Raw genomic sequence first — 18,252 nt, 5'->3', positions numbered from 1 at the left:
ATGGGAGCCCAGCTCCGGGTCTACAAGCGTCGCATCCGATCCGTCACCGCGACCAAGAAGATCACCAAGGCGATGGAGATGATCGCCGCCTCGCGCGTCGTCAAGGCGCAGCGCAAGGTGGCGGCCTCCACGCCGTACGCGCAGGAACTGACCCGCGCGGTCACGGCGGTCGGCACGGGTTCGAACACCAAGCACCCGCTCACCACGGAGACGGACAACCCGACCCGTGCCGCGGTCCTGCTCCTCACGAGCGACCGCGGTCTGGCCGGCGCCTTCAACTCCAACGCCATCAAGACGGCGGAGCAGCTCACCGAGCGCCTGGAGCGCGACGGCAAGCAGGTCGACACGTACATCGTCGGCCGGCGCGGTGTCGCCCACTACAACTTCCGCGAGCGCACCATCGCGGAGTCGTTCACGGGCTTCACCGACGAGCCGTCGTACGCGGACGCGAAGAAGGTCGCGGCGCCCCTGATCGAGGCCATCGAGAAGGACACGGCCGAGGGCGGCGTGGACGAACTCCACATCGTCTTCACCGAGTTCGTCTCGATGATGACGCAGACGGCGCTGGACGCCCGGCTCCTTCCGCTGCGTCTCGAAGAGGTCGCGCAGGAGGCGCCGAAGGGCGAGATCCTGCCGCTGTACGACTTCGAGCCCTCGGCGGAGGACGTCCTCGACGCCCTGCTGCCGCGCTACGTGGAGAGCCGCATCTACAACGCGCTGCTCCAGTCGGCCGCTTCGAAGCACGCCGCCACGCGGCGCGCGATGAAGTCGGCCACCGACAACGCGGGCGAGCTGATCAACACGCTCTCCCGTCTTGCCAACGCGGCCCGCCAGGCCGAAATCACCCAGGAAATCAGCGAGATCGTCGGTGGCGCGAGCGCCCTGGCCGACGCGACCGCGGGGAGTGACCGATAAATGACCACCACTGTTGAGACCGCGACGGCTACGGGCCGCGTCGCCCGGGTCATCGGCCCGGTCGTCGACGTGGAGTTCCCCGTCGACGCGATGCCGGACATCTACAACGCCCTTCACGTCGACGTGGCCGACCCGGCCAACGCCGGCGAGAAGAAGACGCTGACCCTGGAGGTCGCCCAGCACCTGGGTGACGGCCTGGTCCGCACCATCTCCATGCAGCCCACCGACGGTCTGGTCCGCCAGGCCCCGGTCACCGACACCGGCAACTCCATCACGGTGCCCGTCGGTGACTTCACCAAGGGCAAGGTGTTCAACACCCTCGGTGAGGTGCTGAACGTCGACGAGACGTACGACGGCGAGCGCTGGGGCATCCACCGCAAGGCCCCGAACTTCGACGAGCTCGAGTCGAAGACCGAGATGTTCGAGACGGGCGTCAAGGTCATCGACCTGCTCACCCCGTACGTCAAGGGCGGCAAGATCGGCCTGTTCGGCGGCGCCGGCGTCGGCAAGACGGTGCTCATCCAGGAGATGATCTACCGTGTCGCCAACAACCACGACGGTGTCTCCGTGTTCGCCGGTGTCGGCGAGCGCACCCGTGAGGGCAACGACCTGATCGAGGAGATGTCCGACTCGGGCGTCATCGACAAGACCGCGCTGGTCTTCGGTCAGATGGACGAGCCCCCGGGCACCCGTCTGCGCGTCGCGCTGGCCGGCCTCACCATGGCCGAGTACTTCCGTGACGTCCAGAAGCAGGACGTGCTGTTCTTCATCGACAACATCTTCCGCTTCACGCAGGCCGGTTCCGAGGTCTCCACCCTGCTCGGCCGTATGCCCTCCGCGGTGGGCTACCAGCCGAACCTGGCCGACGAGATGGGTCTCCTCCAGGAGCGCATCACCTCGACCCGTGGTCACTCGATCACCTCGATGCAGGCGATCTACGTCCCCGCGGACGACCTGACCGACCCGGCCCCGGCCACCACCTTCGCCCACCTCGACGCGACGACGGTGCTCTCCCGTCCGATCTCCGAGAAGGGCATCTACCCGGCCGTGGACCCGCTGGACTCGACGTCCCGGATCCTGGACCCGCGCTACATCGCGCAGGACCACTACAGCGCGGCCATGCGCGTGAAGAACATCCTGCAGAAGTACAAGGACCTGCAGGACATCATCGCGATCCTCGGTATCGACGAGCTCGGCGAGGAGGACAAGCTCGTCGTCCACCGTGCCCGTCGCGTGGAGCGCTTCCTGTCCCAGAACACCCACGTCGCCAAGCAGTTCACCGGCGTGGACGGTTCGGACGTCCCGCTGGACGAGACGATCGCGGCGTTCAACGCGATCTGCGACGGCGAGTACGACCACTTCCCGGAGCAGGCGTTCTTCATGTGCGGTGGCCTGGAGGACCTCAAGGCCAACGCCAAGGAGCTGGGCGTCTCCTGAACTTCCTGAGTCCGTCCGGACTCCGTGAGTTCGTGTGAGGGGGCGGGCGCGTCCCGCCCCCTCATCCACGCCCACTAGACTTGTAACCAACACCCGGCACAACCGCCGGGTGGTGACCCGAGGAGCCACCTTGGCTGCTGAGCTGCACGTCGCGCTGGTCGCGGCCGACCGAGAGGTCTGGTCCGGCGAGGCCACCCTGGTCGTCGCGCGCACCACGTCCGGCGACATCGGCGTCATGCCCGGTCACCAGCCGCTGCTCGGTGTGCTGGAGTCGGGCCCGGTGACCATCCGTACGAGTGAAGGCGGAACGGTCGTCGCCGCGGTGCACGGCGGTTTCGTCTCGTTCGCGGACAACAAGCTGTCGTTGCTGGCCGAGATCGCCGAGCTGTCGGACGAGATCGATGTCCAGCGCACGGAGCGGGAGCTGGAGCGTGCGAAGGCGGAGGGCGACGCCGCCGCCGAGCGCCGCGCGGACGTCCGTCTTCGTGCGGCGGCGGCGAGCTGAGCCCACAGCACGGCTGCCGAATGACGTCACTCAGCCGCGGCCGGCCCGGAGCAATCCGGTGCCGGTCGCGGCTGAGGCAGATGTGGGTGTTTTTTAAGTTTCATTACTCAGTAACAGAAGCAGTTCCGCTACCTGGGAGACGAGGAGGTCGGTGCCGATGGTCCTCGCTCTGACTGTGTGCGGGGTCGTGGTCGCGCTCGTGGTGGCGGGACTGTTCCTGTTCGGACTGCGCCGCAGACTGATCCAGCGCTCCGGCGGCACCTTCGACTGTTCCCTGCGCTGGGACGTGACCGAGCCGCCGGACGCCAGCGGCAAGGGCTGGAGCTACGGCGTCGCCCGCTACAACGGCGACCGCATCGAGTGGTACCGCGTCTTCTCCTACGGCTTCCGCCCGCGCCGCACCCTGGAGCGCGCCGCCATCGAGGTGGCCGGGCGCCGGCTGCCCGAGGGCGAGGAGGAGCTGGCGCTGCTCTCCGACGCGGTGGTCCTCGCCTGTACGCATCGGGGCACGCGCCTCGAACTCGCCATGAGCGAAGACGCGCTGACCGGATTCCTCGCGTGGCTGGAGGCAGCCCCGCCCGGACAGCGAGTGAATGTGGCGTAGCCACATTCACTCGCTGGGTGGGGGTCCCCCGGACGAAGTCTGGGGGAGCGTCAACGTCGCTTAGGGCACTTACGGGTACTACAGGTTGCTGCTGATCGCGTTCACCAGCTCGCCGTCGCTGGTGTCACCGCTGAACTCCCAGAAGAACGCGCCGCCGAGCCCCTGCGACTTGGCCCAGCTCATCTTCCCGGCGATGGTGGACGGGGTGTCGTACGACCACCAGTTGCTGCCGCAGTGCGCGTACGCCGTGCCCGCGACGGTGCCGGTGACCGGGCAGGACGTCTTGAGCACCTTGTAGTCCTCGATGCCCTGCTCGTAGGTGCCGGCCGCCGGGCCCGTGGCCGTGCCGCCCGGGGCGTCCTGGGTGACGCCGGTCCAGCCGCGGCCGTAGAGGCCGATGCCGATGAGCAGCTTGCTCGACGGGACCCCGACGGACTTGTACTTGGCGATCGCGTCGGCCGTGGTGAAGCCGGCCTTCGGGATGCCGGAGTACGAGGTGAGCGGGGAGTGCGGGGCGGTCGGGCCCTGGGCGTCCCAGGCGCCGAAGAAGTCGTACGTCATCACGTTGTACCAGTTGACGTACTGTGCGGCCCCGGCGTAGTCGGCGGCCTCGATCTTGCCGCCGGCCGAGCCGTCGGCGGTGACCGCGGCCGTGACGAGCTTGCTGCTGCCGAACTTGGCGCGCAGCGCGGACAGCACGTTCTTGAAGGCCGCGGCGCCGCTGGTGTCGCAGGACAGCCCGCAGGCGTTCGGGTACTCCCAGTCGATGTCGATGCCGTCGAACACGTCGGCCCAGCGCGGGTCGTTGACCAGGTTGTAGCAGGAGTCCGCGAACGCGGTGGGGTTGGCCGCCGCCTGCGCGAAGCCGCCGGACCAGGTCCAGCCGCCGAAGGACCACAGGATCTTGAGGTTCGGGTACTTGGCCTTCAGCTCGCGCAGCTGGTTGAAGTTGCCGGCCAGCGGCTGGTCCCAGGTGTCCGCGGTGCCGCTGACCGACTGGTCGGCGGTGAACGTCTTCTGGTAGTCGGCGTAGGCGTCACCGATCGCGCACTGGCCGTTCGTCACGTTGCCGAAGGCGTAGTTGATGTGCGTGACCTTCGCGGCCGAGCCGGACGTCACCAGGTTCTTGACGTTGTAGTTGCGGCCGTAGATGCCCCACTCGGTGAAGTAGCCGAGTTTGACCGCGTCGCCGGTGGCCGGGGGAGTGCCGCTTCCGCCGCCGGTGGTGTGGACGGCCACGGCGCCGCTGACCGGGCCGGTCTGGTCGGCGGTGTCGCGGGCCTGCACGGTGTAGGAGTAGTCGGTGCCGGCGGTCAGACCGGTGTCCGTGTACGAGGTCGTCGTCACGGTGGAGACGACCTTGCCGTCGCGCAGGACGTCGTAGTTCTTGACGCCCTTGTCGTCGGTGGCCGCGCCCCAGCTGAGCTTCGCCGAGGTGTCGGTGACGGCGGAGGCGGTCGGGGTGCCCGGCGCGGAGGGCGGGCTGTCGCCGGGGACGGTCGTACCGCCGTCGCAACTGCCGCCGTTCAGGGTGCAGTTGGACGGGGAGCCGGAGCCCGAGCCGTTGAAGCCGAAGGAGACGGAGGCGCCGGGGGCGAGGGTGCCGTTGTAGGACTTGTTCTTGGCGGTCCAGTGGTTGCCGGCGTTGGTGACGTCCGCGTCCCAGGCCGAGCCGACGGAGGTGCCGGAGGGGAAGTCCCACTCGACGGTCCATGAACTGATGCTGCTGGAGCCGGTGTTCTTGATGGTCCACTGGCCGCCGAAGCCGGTTCCCCAGTCGGTGGTCTTGGTGAAGCTCGCCGTGGCCTCGGCCGTGGCGGCATGGGCCGGGTCCGCGAGCCCGACGAGACCGGCCAGGGGGAGCAACAGGGTCGCGAAGCCCGCCGCGGCTCTGTGTCTGAAGCGCATGGTGCGCCTCCTCCGTATCGGGGAATGTGTTGGGGGTGTCGTGGGCATGACTGAGCCTTCACGCCCATGGTGCTGCGAGAGTAGGAAGGTCTGGACCACGGGTCAATAGGTCTGGACCAATTTGCCGAACCGGCTCCGACGTCTCTCGCTAGATCCCCAACTCCTGCGCCAGTACGGCCGCTTGGACCCGGCTGCGCAGCCCCAGCTTGCCCAGCATGCGGCTGACGTGGGTCTTCACCGTGCCCTCCGCCATCCCCAGCCGCTCGGCGATCTGGGCGTTGGACAAGCCCTCGCCGATGCACGACAGCACCTCGCGCTCGCGCCGGGTCAGCGGCTCCAGCACGGCCGGGTCGGAGGTCGTCTCGGGCACCCGTGCGGCGGCGAACTCGGTGATCAGCCGACGGGTGACCGCCGGGGCCACGATCCCCTCGCCGCGCGCCACCGTCCGCACCGCCTCCAGCAGGTCCCGCGCCTCGGTGTTCTTCAGCAGGAACCCGGCCGCCCCCGCCCTGAGCGCCCCGAAGACGTACTCGTCCAGGTCGAACGTGGTCAGCACGAGCACGTCCGCGAGGCCCTCCGCGACGATGGCCCGGGTCGCCGACACCCCGTCCAGACGCGGCATCTGCACATCCATCAGGACCAGGTCCGGCCGCAGCTCCCGGGCCAGCTCCACCGCCTGCTCACCGTCCGCCGCCTCGCCGGCCACCTCGATGTCGGGCGCACTGCGCAGGATCAGCGCGAGCCCGGCACGCACGGCGGACTGGTCCTCGGCAACGAGGACCCGGATCGAGGGGCCGGTCATGCGGGGGTCTCCTTCGGCGGGCGGTTGTGCGTGTCCCGGTGGCCGGGTGGACGCATACGGGTGGGCCGGCCAGGGGCCGGGGCGGCCGGGGGCCGGATTCCGGTGGTGTGGGTGTGTGTGGTGGCCGTCGCGGGGTTTTCGCGGTCGGGCGGGGGGTCGGTGCGGACGGTCCAGCGGCGTTCGTCCGGCCGCCTCGCCGTGGGCGTGGAGCCGGTGGTGGTGGCGGGCGGTTGTGCGTGTCCTGGCGGCCGGGTGGGCGCGTGGCGGTGGGCAGGCCGGGGTTCGGGGCGGACGGGGGGCCGGTCCTCGGTGGCGGGGGTGTGTGTGGTGGCCGTCGCGGGGTTTTCGCGGTCGGGCGTGGAGTCGGTGGCGGGCGGTTGTGCGTGTCCTGGTGGTCGGGCGGGGGGACGGTCCCCGGCGGTGCGGGTCATGTGAGGTCTTCCCGGTCGAGGGGGAGGGCGGCGCGGACGGTCCAGCGGCCGTGGTCGGGGCCTGTACCGGGGCCGGCCTCGAAGGTGCCGCCGAGTAGTGCGGCCCGTTCCCGCATGCCGGCGAGCCCGGAGCCCGAACCGGGCGCGCGCGGGGTGCCGTCGCGCCGGTAGGCACTGGTCACGCGGACGCGCAGCATGCTCTCCTCCTGCCGCAGCGCGACCTCGACCGGTCCCTCGACCGCGTGCTTGAGCGCGTTGGTCAGCGACTCCTGCACGATCCGGTACGCGGCCAGCTCCACCGGCGCGGGCACCGTGCCGTGGTCGTCCGCGAGGCGGACGTCCAGTCCGTTGGCCCGGGCGCCCTTGACGAGCGCGGCCAGGCCGTCGAGCGTCGGGGTGGCCGCGGGCTCCAGGTCACCGCTGCTGTCCCGCAGGATACCGATCAGCCGGCGCATCTCGGCCAGTCCCTCCACGCTGTTCTCCCGGATGACCTCAAGGGCGCCCCGGGAGGTCTGCGCGTCGTCCAGTGACAGGGCGGCCGTGGAGTGGATGGCGATCGCGGACAGGTGGTTGGCGACCATGTCGTGCAACTCCCGTGCCATCCTCGACCGTTCGGCCGTGACCGCCTGGGAGCGGTCCATCTCGGCGAGCAGCGCGGTCTGTTCGGCGCGCAGCCGGGCCGCCTCGGCGGCGTCGCGGTGGTTGCGCACCACCCAGCCGGTCGCCGCCGGCGCGAACGCGACCACACCGATGCCCACACCGATCAGCAGCGCCTGCGGATCGCGCCAGACCGCCGCCGGCACGACACCGCCGAGCACCGTCAGCATCCCGGTGATCCAGGGGACGCGGCGGGCCGAGGCGGGGTCGCCGTACAGGACCGACGCGTAGATCAGGTCGGTGTACATGACGATGGTGACGACGTTGCCCTGGGTCACCGTGTCCAGGGTCAGCGCGAGCGTGCCGAGGAACACGCCGAGCCGGGGCCGGGTGCGGCGCAGCGGCTCGCACGCGGCCGTCACCGTCAGCGGCACCAGCGGGGCCCAGGCCGCGTGCCACAGCACCAGCGGGTCCGAGGCCGTGCGCGGATGGATCCGGAGCGCCCACAGCACCACCCCGCCGAGCAGTCCGCCCAGCGCGATGCGCAGGTCGTCGGGGTGGGGGCGGGTGAGCGCTCGTGCCATGCGTCCATCCAACACGCTCGCGCCGTCGCCCGCGTGCTCCTCGGGAAGGGTCCCGAACTGCAACTTTCGTTTACGGCGAGGTCGCCCCCGCAGACGACGAAAGCGGACAGAACGGCGGCGAGGCTGAGAGGGTGACGGGAAGGAGCGAGTCGTGATCATCGGGTTGGTCATCGCCTGCGAGGTGGGGTTCTGGGTGCTGCTGGCGGCCGGACTGGCCGTCCGCTACGTGCTGAAGTGGCGCCGCACCAGCGTGGCGCTGCTGCTGTGCGAGCCGCTGCTGGAGGTGGTGCTGTTCCTCGCGACGGCCGTCGACCTGCGCGGCGGCGCCCGGCCGAGCTGGGAGCACGGCCTGGCCGCGCTCTACATCGGCTTCACGGTCGCCTACGGCCACGCCACGATCAGCTGGCTGGACGGCCACGCCGCCCACCGCCTCGCGGGCGCCCCCCGGCCCCCGAAGCCGCCCAGGTACGGCCTCGCCCGCGCCCGGCACGAAGGACGCCTGTGGCTGCGCACGCTCCTCGCGGCGGCCGTCGCCCTCGCCCTGCTCCAGTGCGCGATCTGGTACGTCGGCGACGGCACCGCCACCGGCCCGCTGCGCTCCTGGCAGTGGGCGGCGCTGCGCGTCCTCGGGATCCACGGGGTCATCGCCCTGACCTATCTGCTGTGGCCGAAGAAGGCGCCGGCCGGGACTGCCGCGCACGAGGCGGAGGACCGTACGCTGACCGGACGATGAGGAGGGCGTATGACTGACGGAGCGGCTGCCGGCGCGGTGCTGGTCGTCGACGACGACGCGGCGATCCGGCGCTCGCTGGAGCGCGGCCTGCGGCTCGGCGGCTTCGCGGTGCGGACCGCCGCCGACGGTCCCGGGGCGCTGGCCGCGATCGAGGACGCCCCGCCGGACGTGCTCGTCCTCGACGTGTCGATGCCCGGCATGAGCGGCATCGAGGTGTGCACCCGGCTGCGCGACGCGGGCCGGGACCTGCCCGTGCTCATGCTCTCCGCGCTGGACGAGACCGCCGACCGGATCGCCGGGCTCCAGGCGGGCGGCGACGACTACCTGGTCAAACCCTTCGCCCTGCAGGAGCTGGAGCTGCGGCTGCGCGCCCTGCTGCGCCGCCGCCCGCCGGCCGGCACCGGCCGGACGGAGCCGCTGCGCACGGCCGGCCTGGTGATCGACCCGGACGCCCGCACCGCGGAGCGCGACGGCACCCCGCTGGAGCTGACCCGGCGTGAGTTCGAGCTGCTGGAGGTGCTCGCCCGCAACGCCGGGCTCGTCCTCACCCGCGACCAGCTCCTGGAACGGGTGTGGGGCTACGACTTCGACGTGCGCACCGACACCGTCGACACCTTCGTCAGCTATCTGCGGCGCAAACTGGAGACCGAGGGCCGCCCCCGGCTCATCCACACCGTCCGGGGCGTCGGCTTCGTCCTGAGGGAACCGAGGGAGCCCCGAGAGCCCCGAGAACCGCGGGACGCGTCGTGAGACTCTCCACCCGGATCGGCCTGGCCGTCGGCTGCACCGTCCCGCTGCTCGTGCTGGCCGGCGGCTGGCTGCTGCTGCACCTGGTCTCGGGCGACCTGCGCAAGGCCGAGGACCAGCACCTGCGCAAGCGTGCGGCGGCCCTCGCCCCGGACGCCCGGTCCCTGCTGCGGGCCGCGGCGAACGACCGCCCCAAGGCCGCCGACACACGGGAGCGGCAGCTGTTCGACGCGGCCCTCGACGTCGGCGTACGCGTCGTCGGTCCGGACACGTCCGTCAGCGGCGGCCCCCAGCCCGGCCCCGCGGCGGCGCTGCCCGACCGCACGTCCGGCTTCGCCAGCGTCCGGGCCGACGGCCGCACCTGGCGGGCCCTGGCCCGGCCGGTGCACGCCGGAACGGCCTCCGGCACGCTGTGGCTCTTCGCGCCCGACACCGCGCAACGCGTGCAGATTCCGCTCGTCCGCCGCCGGGTGGTCGGCGCCGCGATCCTCGCCGCACCGCTGTCCGGGCTGCTCGCCTGGGGCCTGGCCGCCGGGACGAGCGCCCCGCTGCGCCGCCTCACCCGCCGCACCGCGGGCCTCGACCCGCGCACCAGCGGCGCCCGGCTGGGGCAGTGGCGGACCGGCGTGGCCGAGGTCGACGAACTGGCGGCCACCGTGCGCACCGTCCTGGCCCGCTACGACGAACAGGCCGCGCGTACCGCCGAGGCCCTGGACACGGCCCGCTCCTTCTCCTCGGCGGCCGCGCACGAACTGCGCACCCCGCTGATGAGCATGGGCACCAACCTCGACATCCTCACCGGCCACCGCGACCTTCCGGAGCCGGACCGCACCGAGGTCCTGGACGATCTGCGGCGTGAACACGCCCGACTGCTCGGCCTGTTGGTGATGCTCCGGGAACTGGGGCGCGGCGACCTGGTGGAGGCGGAGGCGTTCGGGGCCGTCGACCTGTCCGAGGTGGCCGACGCGGCCGTGGCCGAGGCCCGCCGCCGCGCGCCCGACGCCGCGATCACCCTGGACGCGGCACCCGGGCTCACCGTGCACGGCTGGGAGCCGGGGCTGCGGCTGCTGCTGGACAACCTGCTGGCCAACGCCCTGGCCCACGGCCGGGACCGGGCGGGCCGGGCCGTGGTGCGGGTCGGGGTGCGGGCCTCGGCGGCGGGCGGCGCCGCGGGCGAGATCCTGCTCACCGTGGACGATCACGGCCCCGGCGTACCGGCCGACGCCCACGCCCGGATCTTCGAGCGGTTCCGGCGCGGCCCGGACAGCGCGGGCTCCGGCCTCGGTCTCACCCTGGTCGCACAGCAGGCGGCGCTGCACCGCGGCGGGGTGAGCGTGACGGACGGCCCGGACGGTACGGGGGCCCGGTTCGAGGTACGGCTGCCCGTGGCCGGCGGCGCCCCGGCCGGCCCGCCCGGCCGACGGGACTGGCTGATCGGCACAGCCGGGGCAAACCGGTCACAGAGTTTCCCCAAGGACCCTGCCTAGCGTCCGTTGCCACGGGCGGGCCGACCGAGGCCGCCCGGGAAGTGAACGGAGAGGCAGATGTACGTACGACGACACACGCGCACGCTGCTCGCGGGGCTCGCCGTGACGGCCGTCCTGGCGGGCACGGCGGGCACGGCGGCCGCCGCCGGCAGCACCCCCGCACCGGGTCCCACCGGTGACGGGGCGAAGGCGCTGTGCAAGCGGCTGCCGAAGCTCGACCGGCGGATCGCACGCGCCCTGAAGCGGCTCGACGCCGGGGCGGGCACGCGCGGGTCGGTGGCCCGGCTGGAGAAGCGGGTGGACAACGCGAAGAAGGCGGGCCACACCGAGATCGCCACGTACCTCCAGAACCGGCTGGACTTCCGCAGGTCGCTGGTGACCAACCTGGAGCAGCGGCAGAAGGACCTGGCCGCCGTCAGCACGTGGTGCCAGAAGAACGACGGCGGGAAGGCGGCGAGCTGATGCGGGGCCGGCGGCCGGTGCTCCGGGTGTGCGCGGCCGCGGCGGTCGCCGGCCTCGTGGCGCTCACCACGGGCTGCGCCCACCACGACGGCGCCGCACCGGCCCCCCCGTCGTCCGCCGCGCCCTCCGGCTCCGCGGGCGCGCCGTCCGGCTACGCGGACATGCAGAAGAAGGTCGACGCGGCCGAGTCCGCGGCGGCCGCGGCCGACCGCGACGCGAGCAGCACGGCGGACAAGTGAGCCGGACCGACCGGTGAGCCCGGCGGGGAGCCGCCCTCAGCGCTCCCCGCCCGGCACCCACAGCACGTCGCCCGTCTCCCCGTTGGCACACCTGGCCAGGATGAACAGCAGGTCGGACAGACGGTTGAGGTAGGTGGCGGTGAGCGGGTTCATCGTCTCGCCGTGTGCCTCCAGGGCCGCCCAGGTGGAGCGCTCGGCGCGGCGGACGACCGTGCAGGCCTGGTGGAGCAGGGCCGCGCCCGCGGTGCCGCCGGGCAGGATGAAGGACCGCAGCTTCTCCAGACGCTCGTTGAAGCGGTCGCAGTCCGCCTCCAGCTTGTCGACGTAGAACTGCTCGACCCGCAGCGGCGGGAACTCCGGGTTCTCCACGACGGGCGTCGACAGGTCCGCCCCCACGTCGAACAGGTCGTTCTGGACGCGGGTGAGGACCTGCACGACCTCCGCCTCCAGCCCGCCCAGCGCGATCGCGGTGCCGATGACGGCGCCCGCCTCGTTGGCGTCCGCGTACGCGGAGATCCTGAGGTCGGTCTTGGGCACCCGGCTCATGTCTCCGAGGTTGGTGGTGCCCTTGTCGCCGGTCCGGGTGTAGATGCGCGTCAGATTGACCATGTGGCCAGCGTAGTTACGCTCCGGCCGTTCGGAACACTCGTGTGCCCACCGTCACCGCGAGCACCGCGAAGCCGACGGCGACGAGGCCGCCGTAGAGCATGTGCGCGGTGGCGTACCGCCCGACGTACGCGTCGCGCACCGCGTCCACCAGATAGCGGAACGGCACGAAGTGCGAGAGCACGTCCAGCCAGGCGGGCGCGAGGGTCATCGGGAGCATCAGGCCGGACAGCAGCATCGACGGCATCGACACCGCGTTGATCAGCGGGCCGAACTCCTGCGGGGTGCGCACCACCATGCCGAGCGCGTACGACAGCGAGGCCAGCGAGAGGGTGAGCAGGGCGACGAACGCGAAGCCGATCAGGATGCCGGTGAGCGGCGCCCGCAGGCCCATCACCAGCGCGGCCAGTACCAGCAGCACCGCCTGGAAGACGAACACCGTGGCGTCGCGCAGCACCCGGCCGAGGAGCAGGGCGAGCCGGCTGACCGGGGTCACACGCATGCGCTCCAGTACTCCCTGCCCCTTCTCGATGATGACCGTGAACCCCGCGAACAGGGCGCCGAACAGGCCGAGTTGGAGCAGCAGGCCGGGCACCAGCACCTGCCAGGAACTGCCGCCGCCGCCCAGCGGGAGACGTGTGAGCAGCGGTCCGAAGAAGAGCAGATAGAGCAGCGGGGTGAGCACGCCGAAGAGCAGTGCGAAGCGGGAGCGCAGGGACTGGCGCAGATAACGGCCGTAGATGAGGGCCGTGTCGTGGAGCAGCATCTTCTGTGGACCCCTAGACGGAGACGGGACTGGTGTCGGCCGGGGCGGGGCCGCGGCCGGTGATGGCGAGGAAGGTGTCCTGGAGGGTGGCGTCGAGCGAGCCGCCGTGCCGGAGCTTGAGCGCGCCGGGCGTGCCCTCGGCGGCGACCGTGCCCCGGTCGACGACGACCAGGCGGTCGGCGAGGGCGTCGGCCTCGTCCAGGTAGTGGGTGGTCAGGAACACGGTCGTGCCGTGCCGGTCGCGCAGCCGGCGGACCAGGTCCCACAGGTCGGCGCGGCTGCCCGGGTCGAGCCCGGTCGTCGGCTCGTCCAGGAAGAGCACCTTCGGGTGGTGCGTGAGCGCCATCGCGATGTCGAGGCGGCGGCGCTGGCCGCCGGAGAGGGCGGCCGTCTTCCGGTCGAGGAAGTCGCCGAGGTCCAGGTCGCGGGCGAGTTCCTCGGCCCTCCCGGTCGCCTCGGCCCTGGACAGCCGGTACATCCGGCCCTGGGTGACCAGTTCCTCCCGCACGGTGATCTGCGGATCGACCCCGCCGGACTGGGCGACGTATCCGGACACCCGGCGCACCCCGGCCGCGTCGGTCGCGAGGTCGTGCCCGGCGACGGTGGCCGCGCCGCCGGTCGGTTTCAGCAGGGTGGTGAGCATCCGCAGGGTGGTCGTCTTGCCGGCGCCGTTGGGTCCGAGGAAGCCGAGGATCTCTCCCTCGTGGACGGTGAGGTCGATGCCCCGGACGGCCTCGACGGGGCCGGCCTTGCTCTGGAAGGTGCGGGCGAGGCCCGCCGCGCTGATGACTGCTGGCATGCCGACCAGAAAAACAGAGTCCCTGAAATTTTGCAACGTCTCCAAAATTTCTGGCTCTCCAACTTTTCAGTCGGCCCAGCGAAGCTAGGATGCGGACATGGCTGAGGGACTCAGGGAACGGAAGAAACGGCAGACCAGGCAGTACATCTCGGATGTCGCCACGGGCCTGTTCCTGGAGCGCGGCTTCGAGGCGGTGACCGTCGCGGAGATCGCCGACGCGGCCAACGTCTCCGTCAACACCGTCTACAACTACTTCCCGGCCAAGGAAGACCTCTTCTTCGACCGCTCGGCCGGCGTGGTCGACCGCCTCGCCCGCTGGATCCGCAGCCGGGACGCGGGGGAGTCCGCCGCGGGCGCCGTCCTGCGCGAGCTGCGCGGCGAGGTCCAGGCCGTCTCGCCCCGGGTCGGCCTGATGAAGGGTTACGACCGTTTCATGCGGGTCATCCACGAGGCACCGGCGCTGCGCTCCCGGCTGTGGTCCCTCCAGCAGGAGGTGCACGACAACGTGGCCGCCGCCCTGCGCGAGGAGACCGGCGCCGCCGGCGGCGACCCGCTGCCGGACCTGATGGCCGGCCAGATCTGCTGGATCCACGAGACGGTCTTCGTCACCATCGGCCGCGAGATGATGGCCGGCCGCGAACCGGCCGAGGTCTCCCGTGAGGTGCTCGCCCTCATCGACGACATCGAGGACCTGCTCGGCGAACGGGTCCTCGCCTACGCGGTGCGCGCACAGAATTAGGTCCCGTCTCCCACGCCCAGCAGCAGGGAGCTGACGTGGTCGGCGAAGCGGGGGCCCGGTACGGGGATCTCGACGCCGGGGTGGCGGGCGTAGCCGCGGGTCACGGCGTGGGCGACGTAGGACGTGACGATCTCGGCACGCCGGGGCCGTCGGCGTAGGCCCGGGGACGACAGGCGGCTGAGGACCCGGAGCACTGTGGGGACGGACGCGTCGAAGGTGCAGCTGACGGGCGGGCAGACGCCGGTCACCGGGATGGTGTCGGGCTCGGTCACGGTGTCGAGGCCGGTCTGCTCGTACCAGAAGGCCGCCGCGTGGGCCTCGCCGCGCGCACGGTGGTGCAGGGAGAGGCAGTACGCCGCGGGCGCGTGTCCGGCGCCGCCGGCGTACTGCCACCAGAAGCGCGCCCCCTCGTCGATGCCGGCGACGAGCAGCGCGCAGCCGAGCAGCCAGGCGCACTCGGGCTCGGGCAGCTGGTCGGTGAGGAAGTGCAGCGTGCCGGGGGCGAGGGCGCCGAGCAGGGAGTCGCACAGGGTGCGCAGGTCGCGGATCGCGGCCGGGTCGGCGGGCCGGGCGCCCGGGGCGTCCATGGTCTCCTCGCCGTACGCGGGGTAGGCGCTGTCCTCGTAGGGGACGGTGTCCGCGGGCACCTCGGGGCGGCGGCGCAGCCGGGCGCGGGCGAGGAGGGTGTCTATGTCAGCGGTGTCTGTCATGGCGGTGGGGTTCACTCCCGGGAGCCGGCGCGGTGCAGCAGGGCTTCGAGGGCCGCGCGGGCGTGGTGGTCGACGGCGTGCGTGATGGCCGGGCTCAGACCGGTGACGTAGGGGATCGTTTCCGCCAGATCCAGTCCGCACAGGTGACCCAGCACGACCACGTCCATCTGGTCCTGGGGAAGGCGGGCTATGGCGTCGAAGAGGTCCACCAGGTCGGTCATCAGGACGAGATGGCCCGGGACGCTGTCGCTGACCTCCTCGGTGGAGAAGACGGCGGCGCGCAGGTCGGGGCGGCCGTCGCGGTGGGTGGCGCGCGCGAGGACCCGGGAGCGCAGCAGGAGCCAGGCGCCCCGGCGGACGTTCTCGCTGCTCGCGACCGTGTCCCAGGACAGCCACAGCAGGTCGAAGGTCTCGCCCACCGCCCAGCGGACGCGGTCCTCGGCCAGCAGGAAGGCGCGGGCGTAGGCGGTGTAGGGCGCGCGCATCGCCTCGATGAAGGCCTGGTGGGCCAGCGGCGGGGGCTCCGCCTCGCACGCCACCTGACCGATGCACTGCTCGATCCACCACCGCTCCTTGCGGGCCTCGCGGGCCGCGGCGGTCCACAGCCGGCGCATCGGCCGCACGGGCAGACCGAGCGCACGGATCATGCTGAAGGTGATCTCCCAGGTGGGGTAGTAGCCGTTGCCGCGCAGGAGTTCGCTGATCCGGGTCTTGGAGTAGCCGGAGCGGTGGACGAGGTCGTCCAGGGTCAGGCCGCTGGAGAAGACGTGGCGGCGGACCGGTTCCAGCCAGGCCCGGTGGGCCGGACCCGCCGCCGTGGATATGGGAGCCGGCTTCCGGCCGCGCCGGCCGGCGGCCTCCGGGGGAGCGGGGCGGCCTGTGCCAGGGGGTTCGGTCATCGGGGCGGCTCCTCCCCGGCGGTGGCGGTGGGCGCGGGGTCGGCGGGCGCCCGGGGGCCGTCGGGACCGGTCAGGGCCTGGACCATCTGCTGCACGAGCAGGCCCAGGGACGGGAGCAGGGTGGCCATGGCGGCGACCTGCCCCAGCACGGTCATCACCGTGCTCCACGTGAGGACGGTCACCAGGACGGCGACGGTCCACACCTTCTTACTCGACATCACGCACTTCGTTTCTGTGAGCGGGTCTCACTCCAACTGCCCCTCCGGCAGGCGGTGCTGAGGCGCCATCAGGAGGGAGAGCCAGCATGGCCCCGGCCCCGTCCGCCACGCCACGTGATCATGGAGTTACGGAACAATGACCCCACGTGCCGGTCCGCGCTACCCCGCGCCACCCCTGGCGCGTCGGATGAATGACAGCGATTCAACCTATTGAGGGGGAAAGGGCACTTCTGCCCGCACAGTGCCGCTTACCCCGCCATCATGAGTGGCCCCAAGGCGCCACTCGACACCGCACTGGGAAACCGTGCGGCCCCCTGTGCTGAAGCAACACCCCAAGAGGGGGCCGCACGATCGGGAGGCTCGTACCGCTGCCGGTGTGATGTCCGTCAATTGAGACGTGACGCGCGTTACTTACCGGTCACACAGCGGCTCCAGAGCGCTAGGGTCCGCCGGAGAAGCAGACTTGGAGCGCGATTCAAGGGAGTCGTCAGTGGCACGGAAGCTCGCCGTCATCGGAGCCGGTCTCATGGGGTCCGGCATCGCTCAGGTCGCCGCGCAGGCGGGCTGGGACGTCGTCCTGCGCGACGTCACCGACGAGGCACTGAAGCGTGGCACCGACGGCATCAAGGCGTCGTACGACAAGTTCGTGAGCAAGGGGAAGCTGGCGGCGGACGCCGCCGACGCCGCCCTCGCCCGCATCACCGCCACCACGGACCTGGACGCCGCCGCCGACGCGGACGTCGTCGTAGAGGCCGTCTTCGAGAAGCTGGAGGTCAAGCACGAGATCTTCCGTGCGCTCGACAAGATCGTGCGCCCGGACACCGTGCTCGCCTCCAACACCTCCGCCATCCCGATCACCAAGATCGCCGCGGCCACCGAGCACCCCGAGCGGGTCGTCGGCGTCCACTTCTTCTCGCCGGTGCCGATGATGCAGCTCGTCGAGCTGGTCCGCGGGTACAAGACGAGTGACGAAGCCCTCGCCACCGCGCGGGAGTTCGCCGAGTCCGTCGGCAAGACCTGCATCGTCGTCAACCGCGACGTGGCCGGCTTCGTGACCACCCGGCTCATCTCCGCGCTCGTCGTGGAGGCCACCAAGCTCTACGAGTCCGGGGTCGCCACCGCCGAGGACATCGACCTCGCCTGCAAGCTGGGCTTCGGCCACGCCATGGGCCCGCTCGCGACCGCCGACCTCACCGGCGTCGACATCCTGCTGCACGCCACGAGCAACATCTACACCGAGTCCCAGGACGAGAAGTTCGCCGCGCCGGAGCTGATGCGCCGGATGGTGGACGCCGGTGACATCGGCCGCAAGAGCGGGCAGGGCTTCTACAAGTACTGAGCACCGTCTGTACGGGCATCCGCCGGACATCACCCCCGGGAGTATCACTCCCCGGGGTGAATTCGGTATCGGTTCGCTTACAAACAGCAACCGCACCGCCACTCGCACAGTCAGACGTTGCAACGTCACGGAGTACCGGTCAGGACGAGGCAGCGTCACGGAGAACGCCAACCGCACTCAACGGGGAGCGCTTATGCACATCAGGGGCGACCATGCCGAGCTGGTCGTCGGGGGCCGCCTCGACGTCCGCAGCGCGGCGGACGCCCGTACGGCCCTGCACCGGGCGGTCGATCACGGCGTCGGCGACCTGGTGCTCGACCTGTCGGAACTGGACTCCTGGGACGCCACCGGACTCGGGGTGATCATGGGCGCCCACCGACGGGCCGGCCGCTGCGGTCGCCGTCTGGTGCTGCGCGGCGTCCCGCCGCAGATGCAGCGCCTGCTGGTGGCCACCCGGCTGCACCGTATCCTCGCCATCGAGGGCGGCATCGGCGTGGAGTCGCTGCCCCGCGTGTGACGCGCCGGACGGCCGGTCCCCGGGTGTGAAGCGCCGGGCGGCCGGGACGGGTGCGCACACCGTGGGCAATCCTCACCGGACCGTGACGTCCCGGGCCGTACGGCACCCCGCCCTGTCGGAGATACTGAGCCAAGGTTTAGGGTTCGGTCGCCCGCTGCCTCGCAACCCTCGACCGAGCGGGCCCGGACCAGAAGCGACAGCGCGGTGT

21 protein-coding genes are annotated in these 18,252 nt (G+C 71.6%); 12 read left to right on the top strand and 9 right to left on the bottom strand.

Annotated features, from left to right (window positions below; all coding sequences use genetic code 11):
* The 4 genes from BIV25_RS34455 to BIV25_RS34440 all read left to right on the top strand — a co-directional run bounded on the left by BIV25_RS34455 (window position 1) and on the right by BIV25_RS34440 (window position 3,461).
* Window positions 1–915, top strand: coding sequence for a F0F1 ATP synthase subunit gamma (locus tag BIV25_RS34455; protein ID WP_071376440.1), 915 nt, complete (start codon window positions 1–3; stop codon window positions 913–915).
* Window positions 916–2,352, top strand: a complete 1,437-nt coding sequence (atpD, locus tag BIV25_RS34450; protein ID WP_071376439.1) for a F0F1 ATP synthase subunit beta — start codon at window positions 916–918, stop codon at window positions 2,350–2,352. It abuts the gene before it with no gap.
* 130 nt (window positions 2,353–2,482) lie between these two features.
* A complete protein-coding gene (locus BIV25_RS34445) occupies window positions 2,483–2,857 on the top strand; it encodes a F0F1 ATP synthase subunit epsilon (protein WP_071376438.1) in 375 nt (124 codons plus the stop codon).
* A gap of 157 nt (window positions 2,858–3,014) precedes the next feature.
* Window positions 3,015–3,461 carry a DUF2550 domain-containing protein gene (locus BIV25_RS34440; RefSeq protein ID WP_071376437.1) on the top strand — a complete coding sequence of 149 codons (447 nt, stop codon included), beginning with the start codon at window positions 3,015–3,017 and terminating at the stop codon, window positions 3,459–3,461.
* A 78-nt stretch (window positions 3,462–3,539) separates the two neighbouring features.
* Here the strand turns inward: BIV25_RS34440 and BIV25_RS34435 are convergent, their stop codons facing one another.
* From BIV25_RS34435 to BIV25_RS34425, 3 genes are all read right to left on the bottom strand, one after another.
* Window positions 3,540–5,369, bottom strand: coding sequence for a glycoside hydrolase family 18 chitinase (locus BIV25_RS34435; protein WP_071376436.1), 1,830 nt, complete (start codon window positions 5,367–5,369; stop codon window positions 3,540–3,542).
* 148 nt (window positions 5,370–5,517) lie between these two features.
* On the bottom strand, window positions 5,518–6,171 hold the full coding sequence (locus tag BIV25_RS34430) for a response regulator transcription factor (protein WP_071376435.1): 654 nt from the start codon (window positions 6,169–6,171) through the stop codon (window positions 5,518–5,520).
* 427 nt (window positions 6,172–6,598) lie between these two features.
* Window positions 6,599–7,783 (bottom strand): sensor histidine kinase, encoded by a 1,185-nt coding sequence (locus tag BIV25_RS34425; protein WP_071376434.1) that lies wholly within the window; start codon window positions 7,781–7,783, stop codon window positions 6,599–6,601.
* Window positions 7,784–7,934: 151 nt separating this feature from the next.
* On the opposite strand from BIV25_RS34425, the gene BIV25_RS34420 reads away from it, so the two are divergent.
* The 5 genes from BIV25_RS34420 to BIV25_RS34400 are packed head-to-tail and all read left to right on the top strand — an operon-like array spanning window position 7,935 to window position 11,451.
* Entirely contained in the window at window positions 7,935–8,516 is a 582-nt protein-coding gene (locus tag BIV25_RS34420; RefSeq protein WP_071376433.1) for a hypothetical protein, read from the top strand.
* Between the two features lie 9 nt (window positions 8,517–8,525).
* The gene (locus tag BIV25_RS34415; protein ID WP_071376432.1) at window positions 8,526–9,266 is read left to right on the top strand and encodes a response regulator transcription factor; all 741 of its coding nucleotides are present in this window, start codon (window positions 8,526–8,528) and stop codon (window positions 9,264–9,266) included.
* Window positions 9,263–10,750 (top strand): sensor histidine kinase KdpD, encoded by a 1,488-nt coding sequence (locus tag BIV25_RS34410; RefSeq protein WP_071376431.1) that lies wholly within the window; start codon window positions 9,263–9,265, stop codon window positions 10,748–10,750. Before BIV25_RS34415 ends, BIV25_RS34410 begins: the two co-directional genes overlap by 4 nt.
* Window positions 10,751–10,807: 57 nt before the next feature.
* A complete protein-coding gene (locus BIV25_RS34405; protein ID WP_071376430.1) occupies window positions 10,808–11,212 on the top strand; it encodes a hypothetical protein in 405 nt (134 codons plus the stop codon).
* Window positions 11,212–11,451, top strand: coding sequence for a hypothetical protein (locus BIV25_RS34400; RefSeq protein WP_071376429.1), 240 nt, complete (start codon window positions 11,212–11,214; stop codon window positions 11,449–11,451). Before BIV25_RS34405 ends, BIV25_RS34400 begins: the two co-directional genes overlap by 1 nt.
* Before the next feature lie 36 nt (window positions 11,452–11,487).
* Here the strand turns inward: BIV25_RS34400 and BIV25_RS34395 are convergent, their stop codons facing one another.
* From BIV25_RS34395 to BIV25_RS34385, 3 genes are read right to left on the bottom strand one after another with little or no spacing between them, the layout of a single operon-like run.
* Entirely contained in the window at window positions 11,488–12,060 is a 573-nt protein-coding gene (locus BIV25_RS34395; RefSeq protein WP_071376428.1) for a cob(I)yrinic acid a,c-diamide adenosyltransferase, read from the bottom strand.
* Between the two features lie 13 nt (window positions 12,061–12,073).
* Window positions 12,074–12,823, bottom strand: a complete 750-nt coding sequence (locus tag BIV25_RS34390) for an ABC transporter permease (RefSeq protein ID WP_071376427.1) — start codon at window positions 12,821–12,823, stop codon at window positions 12,074–12,076.
* Between the two features lie 13 nt (window positions 12,824–12,836).
* Window positions 12,837–13,622: an ABC transporter ATP-binding protein gene (locus BIV25_RS34385; protein WP_071376426.1), complete on the bottom strand. Its 786-nt coding sequence runs from the start codon at window positions 13,620–13,622 to the stop codon at window positions 12,837–12,839.
* Between the two features lie 97 nt (window positions 13,623–13,719).
* Between BIV25_RS34385 and BIV25_RS34380 the strand changes: the two genes are divergently transcribed.
* A complete protein-coding gene (locus BIV25_RS34380) occupies window positions 13,720–14,361 on the top strand; it encodes a TetR/AcrR family transcriptional regulator (RefSeq protein ID WP_071376425.1) in 642 nt (213 codons plus the stop codon).
* Here BIV25_RS34380 and BIV25_RS34375 read toward each other — a convergent pair.
* The 3 genes from BIV25_RS34375 to BIV25_RS34365 are packed head-to-tail and all read right to left on the bottom strand — an operon-like array spanning window position 14,358 to window position 16,188.
* Window positions 14,358–15,071 (bottom strand): hypothetical protein, encoded by a 714-nt coding sequence (locus BIV25_RS34375; RefSeq protein WP_143076743.1) that lies wholly within the window; start codon window positions 15,069–15,071, stop codon window positions 14,358–14,360. The two genes, BIV25_RS34380 and BIV25_RS34375, sit on opposite strands and share 4 nt — an antisense overlap.
* A gap of 11 nt (window positions 15,072–15,082) precedes the next feature.
* Window positions 15,083–15,970 carry a helix-turn-helix domain-containing protein gene (locus tag BIV25_RS34370; protein ID WP_071376423.1) on the bottom strand — a complete coding sequence of 296 codons (888 nt, stop codon included), beginning with the start codon at window positions 15,968–15,970 and terminating at the stop codon, window positions 15,083–15,085.
* Complete coding sequence (locus BIV25_RS34365) at window positions 15,967–16,188, bottom strand: hypothetical protein (RefSeq protein ID WP_071376422.1); 222 nt, start codon at window positions 16,186–16,188, stop codon at window positions 15,967–15,969. Before BIV25_RS34365 ends, BIV25_RS34370 begins: the two co-directional genes overlap by 4 nt.
* A 490-nt stretch (window positions 16,189–16,678) precedes the next feature.
* On the opposite strand from BIV25_RS34365, the gene BIV25_RS34360 reads away from it, so the two are divergent.
* Together BIV25_RS34360 and BIV25_RS34355 are read left to right on the top strand one after the other, a co-directional pair.
* The gene (locus BIV25_RS34360) at window positions 16,679–17,527 is read left to right on the top strand and encodes a 3-hydroxyacyl-CoA dehydrogenase family protein (RefSeq protein ID WP_071376421.1); all 849 of its coding nucleotides are present in this window, start codon (window positions 16,679–16,681) and stop codon (window positions 17,525–17,527) included.
* A gap of 193 nt (window positions 17,528–17,720) precedes the next feature.
* Window positions 17,721–18,044, top strand: coding sequence for an STAS domain-containing protein (locus BIV25_RS34355; RefSeq protein ID WP_071376420.1), 324 nt, complete (start codon window positions 17,721–17,723; stop codon window positions 18,042–18,044).
* Window positions 18,045–18,252: the final 208 nt, after the last annotated feature.

This window comes from Streptomyces sp. MUSC 14 (genome assembly GCF_001866675.1).
In the GTDB taxonomy this organism is placed as follows: domain Bacteria; phylum Actinomycetota; class Actinomycetes; order Streptomycetales; family Streptomycetaceae; genus Streptomyces.
This window is presented reverse-complemented; position numbering and strand designations above follow the sequence as displayed.

What these genes read in the sequence shown, in the direction of transcription:
- BIV25_RS34455 (WP_071376440.1), top strand. Translation starts at nt 1, where the DNA reads ATGGGAGCCCAGCTCCGGGTCTACAAGCGTCGCATCCGATCCGTCACC.
- atpD (WP_071376439.1), top strand. Translation starts at nt 916, where the DNA reads ATGACCACCACTGTTGAGACCGCGACGGCTACGGGCCGCGTCGCCCGG.
- BIV25_RS34440 (WP_071376437.1), top strand. Translation starts at nt 3,015, where the DNA reads ATGGTCCTCGCTCTGACTGTGTGCGGGGTCGTGGTCGCGCTCGTGGTG.
- BIV25_RS34435 (WP_071376436.1), bottom strand. Translation starts at nt 5,369, where the DNA reads ATGCGCTTCAGACACAGAGCCGCGGCGGGCTTCGCGACCCTGTTGCTC.
- BIV25_RS34430 (WP_071376435.1), bottom strand. Translation starts at nt 6,171, where the DNA reads ATGACCGGCCCCTCGATCCGGGTCCTCGTTGCCGAGGACCAGTCCGCC.
- BIV25_RS34425 (WP_071376434.1), bottom strand. Translation starts at nt 7,783, where the DNA reads ATGGCACGAGCGCTCACCCGCCCCCACCCCGACGACCTGCGCATCGCG.
- BIV25_RS34415 (WP_071376432.1), top strand. Translation starts at nt 8,526, where the DNA reads ATGACTGACGGAGCGGCTGCCGGCGCGGTGCTGGTCGTCGACGACGAC.
- BIV25_RS34405 (WP_071376430.1), top strand. Translation starts at nt 10,808, where the DNA reads ATGTACGTACGACGACACACGCGCACGCTGCTCGCGGGGCTCGCCGTG.
- BIV25_RS34400 (WP_071376429.1), top strand. Translation starts at nt 11,212, where the DNA reads ATGCGGGGCCGGCGGCCGGTGCTCCGGGTGTGCGCGGCCGCGGCGGTC.
- BIV25_RS34395 (WP_071376428.1), bottom strand. Translation starts at nt 12,060, where the DNA reads ATGGTCAATCTGACGCGCATCTACACCCGGACCGGCGACAAGGGCACC.
- BIV25_RS34390 (WP_071376427.1), bottom strand. Translation starts at nt 12,823, where the DNA reads ATGCTGCTCCACGACACGGCCCTCATCTACGGCCGTTATCTGCGCCAG.
- BIV25_RS34385 (WP_071376426.1), bottom strand. Translation starts at nt 13,622, where the DNA reads ATGCCAGCAGTCATCAGCGCGGCGGGCCTCGCCCGCACCTTCCAGAGC.
- BIV25_RS34380 (WP_071376425.1), top strand. Translation starts at nt 13,720, where the DNA reads ATGGCTGAGGGACTCAGGGAACGGAAGAAACGGCAGACCAGGCAGTAC.
- BIV25_RS34375 (WP_143076743.1), bottom strand. Translation starts at nt 15,071, where the DNA reads ATGACAGACACCGCTGACATAGACACCCTCCTCGCCCGCGCCCGGCTG.
- BIV25_RS34370 (WP_071376423.1), bottom strand. Translation starts at nt 15,970, where the DNA reads ATGACCGAACCCCCTGGCACAGGCCGCCCCGCTCCCCCGGAGGCCGCC.
- BIV25_RS34365 (WP_071376422.1), bottom strand. Translation starts at nt 16,188, where the DNA reads ATGTCGAGTAAGAAGGTGTGGACCGTCGCCGTCCTGGTGACCGTCCTC.
- BIV25_RS34355 (WP_071376420.1), top strand. Translation starts at nt 17,721, where the DNA reads ATGCACATCAGGGGCGACCATGCCGAGCTGGTCGTCGGGGGCCGCCTC.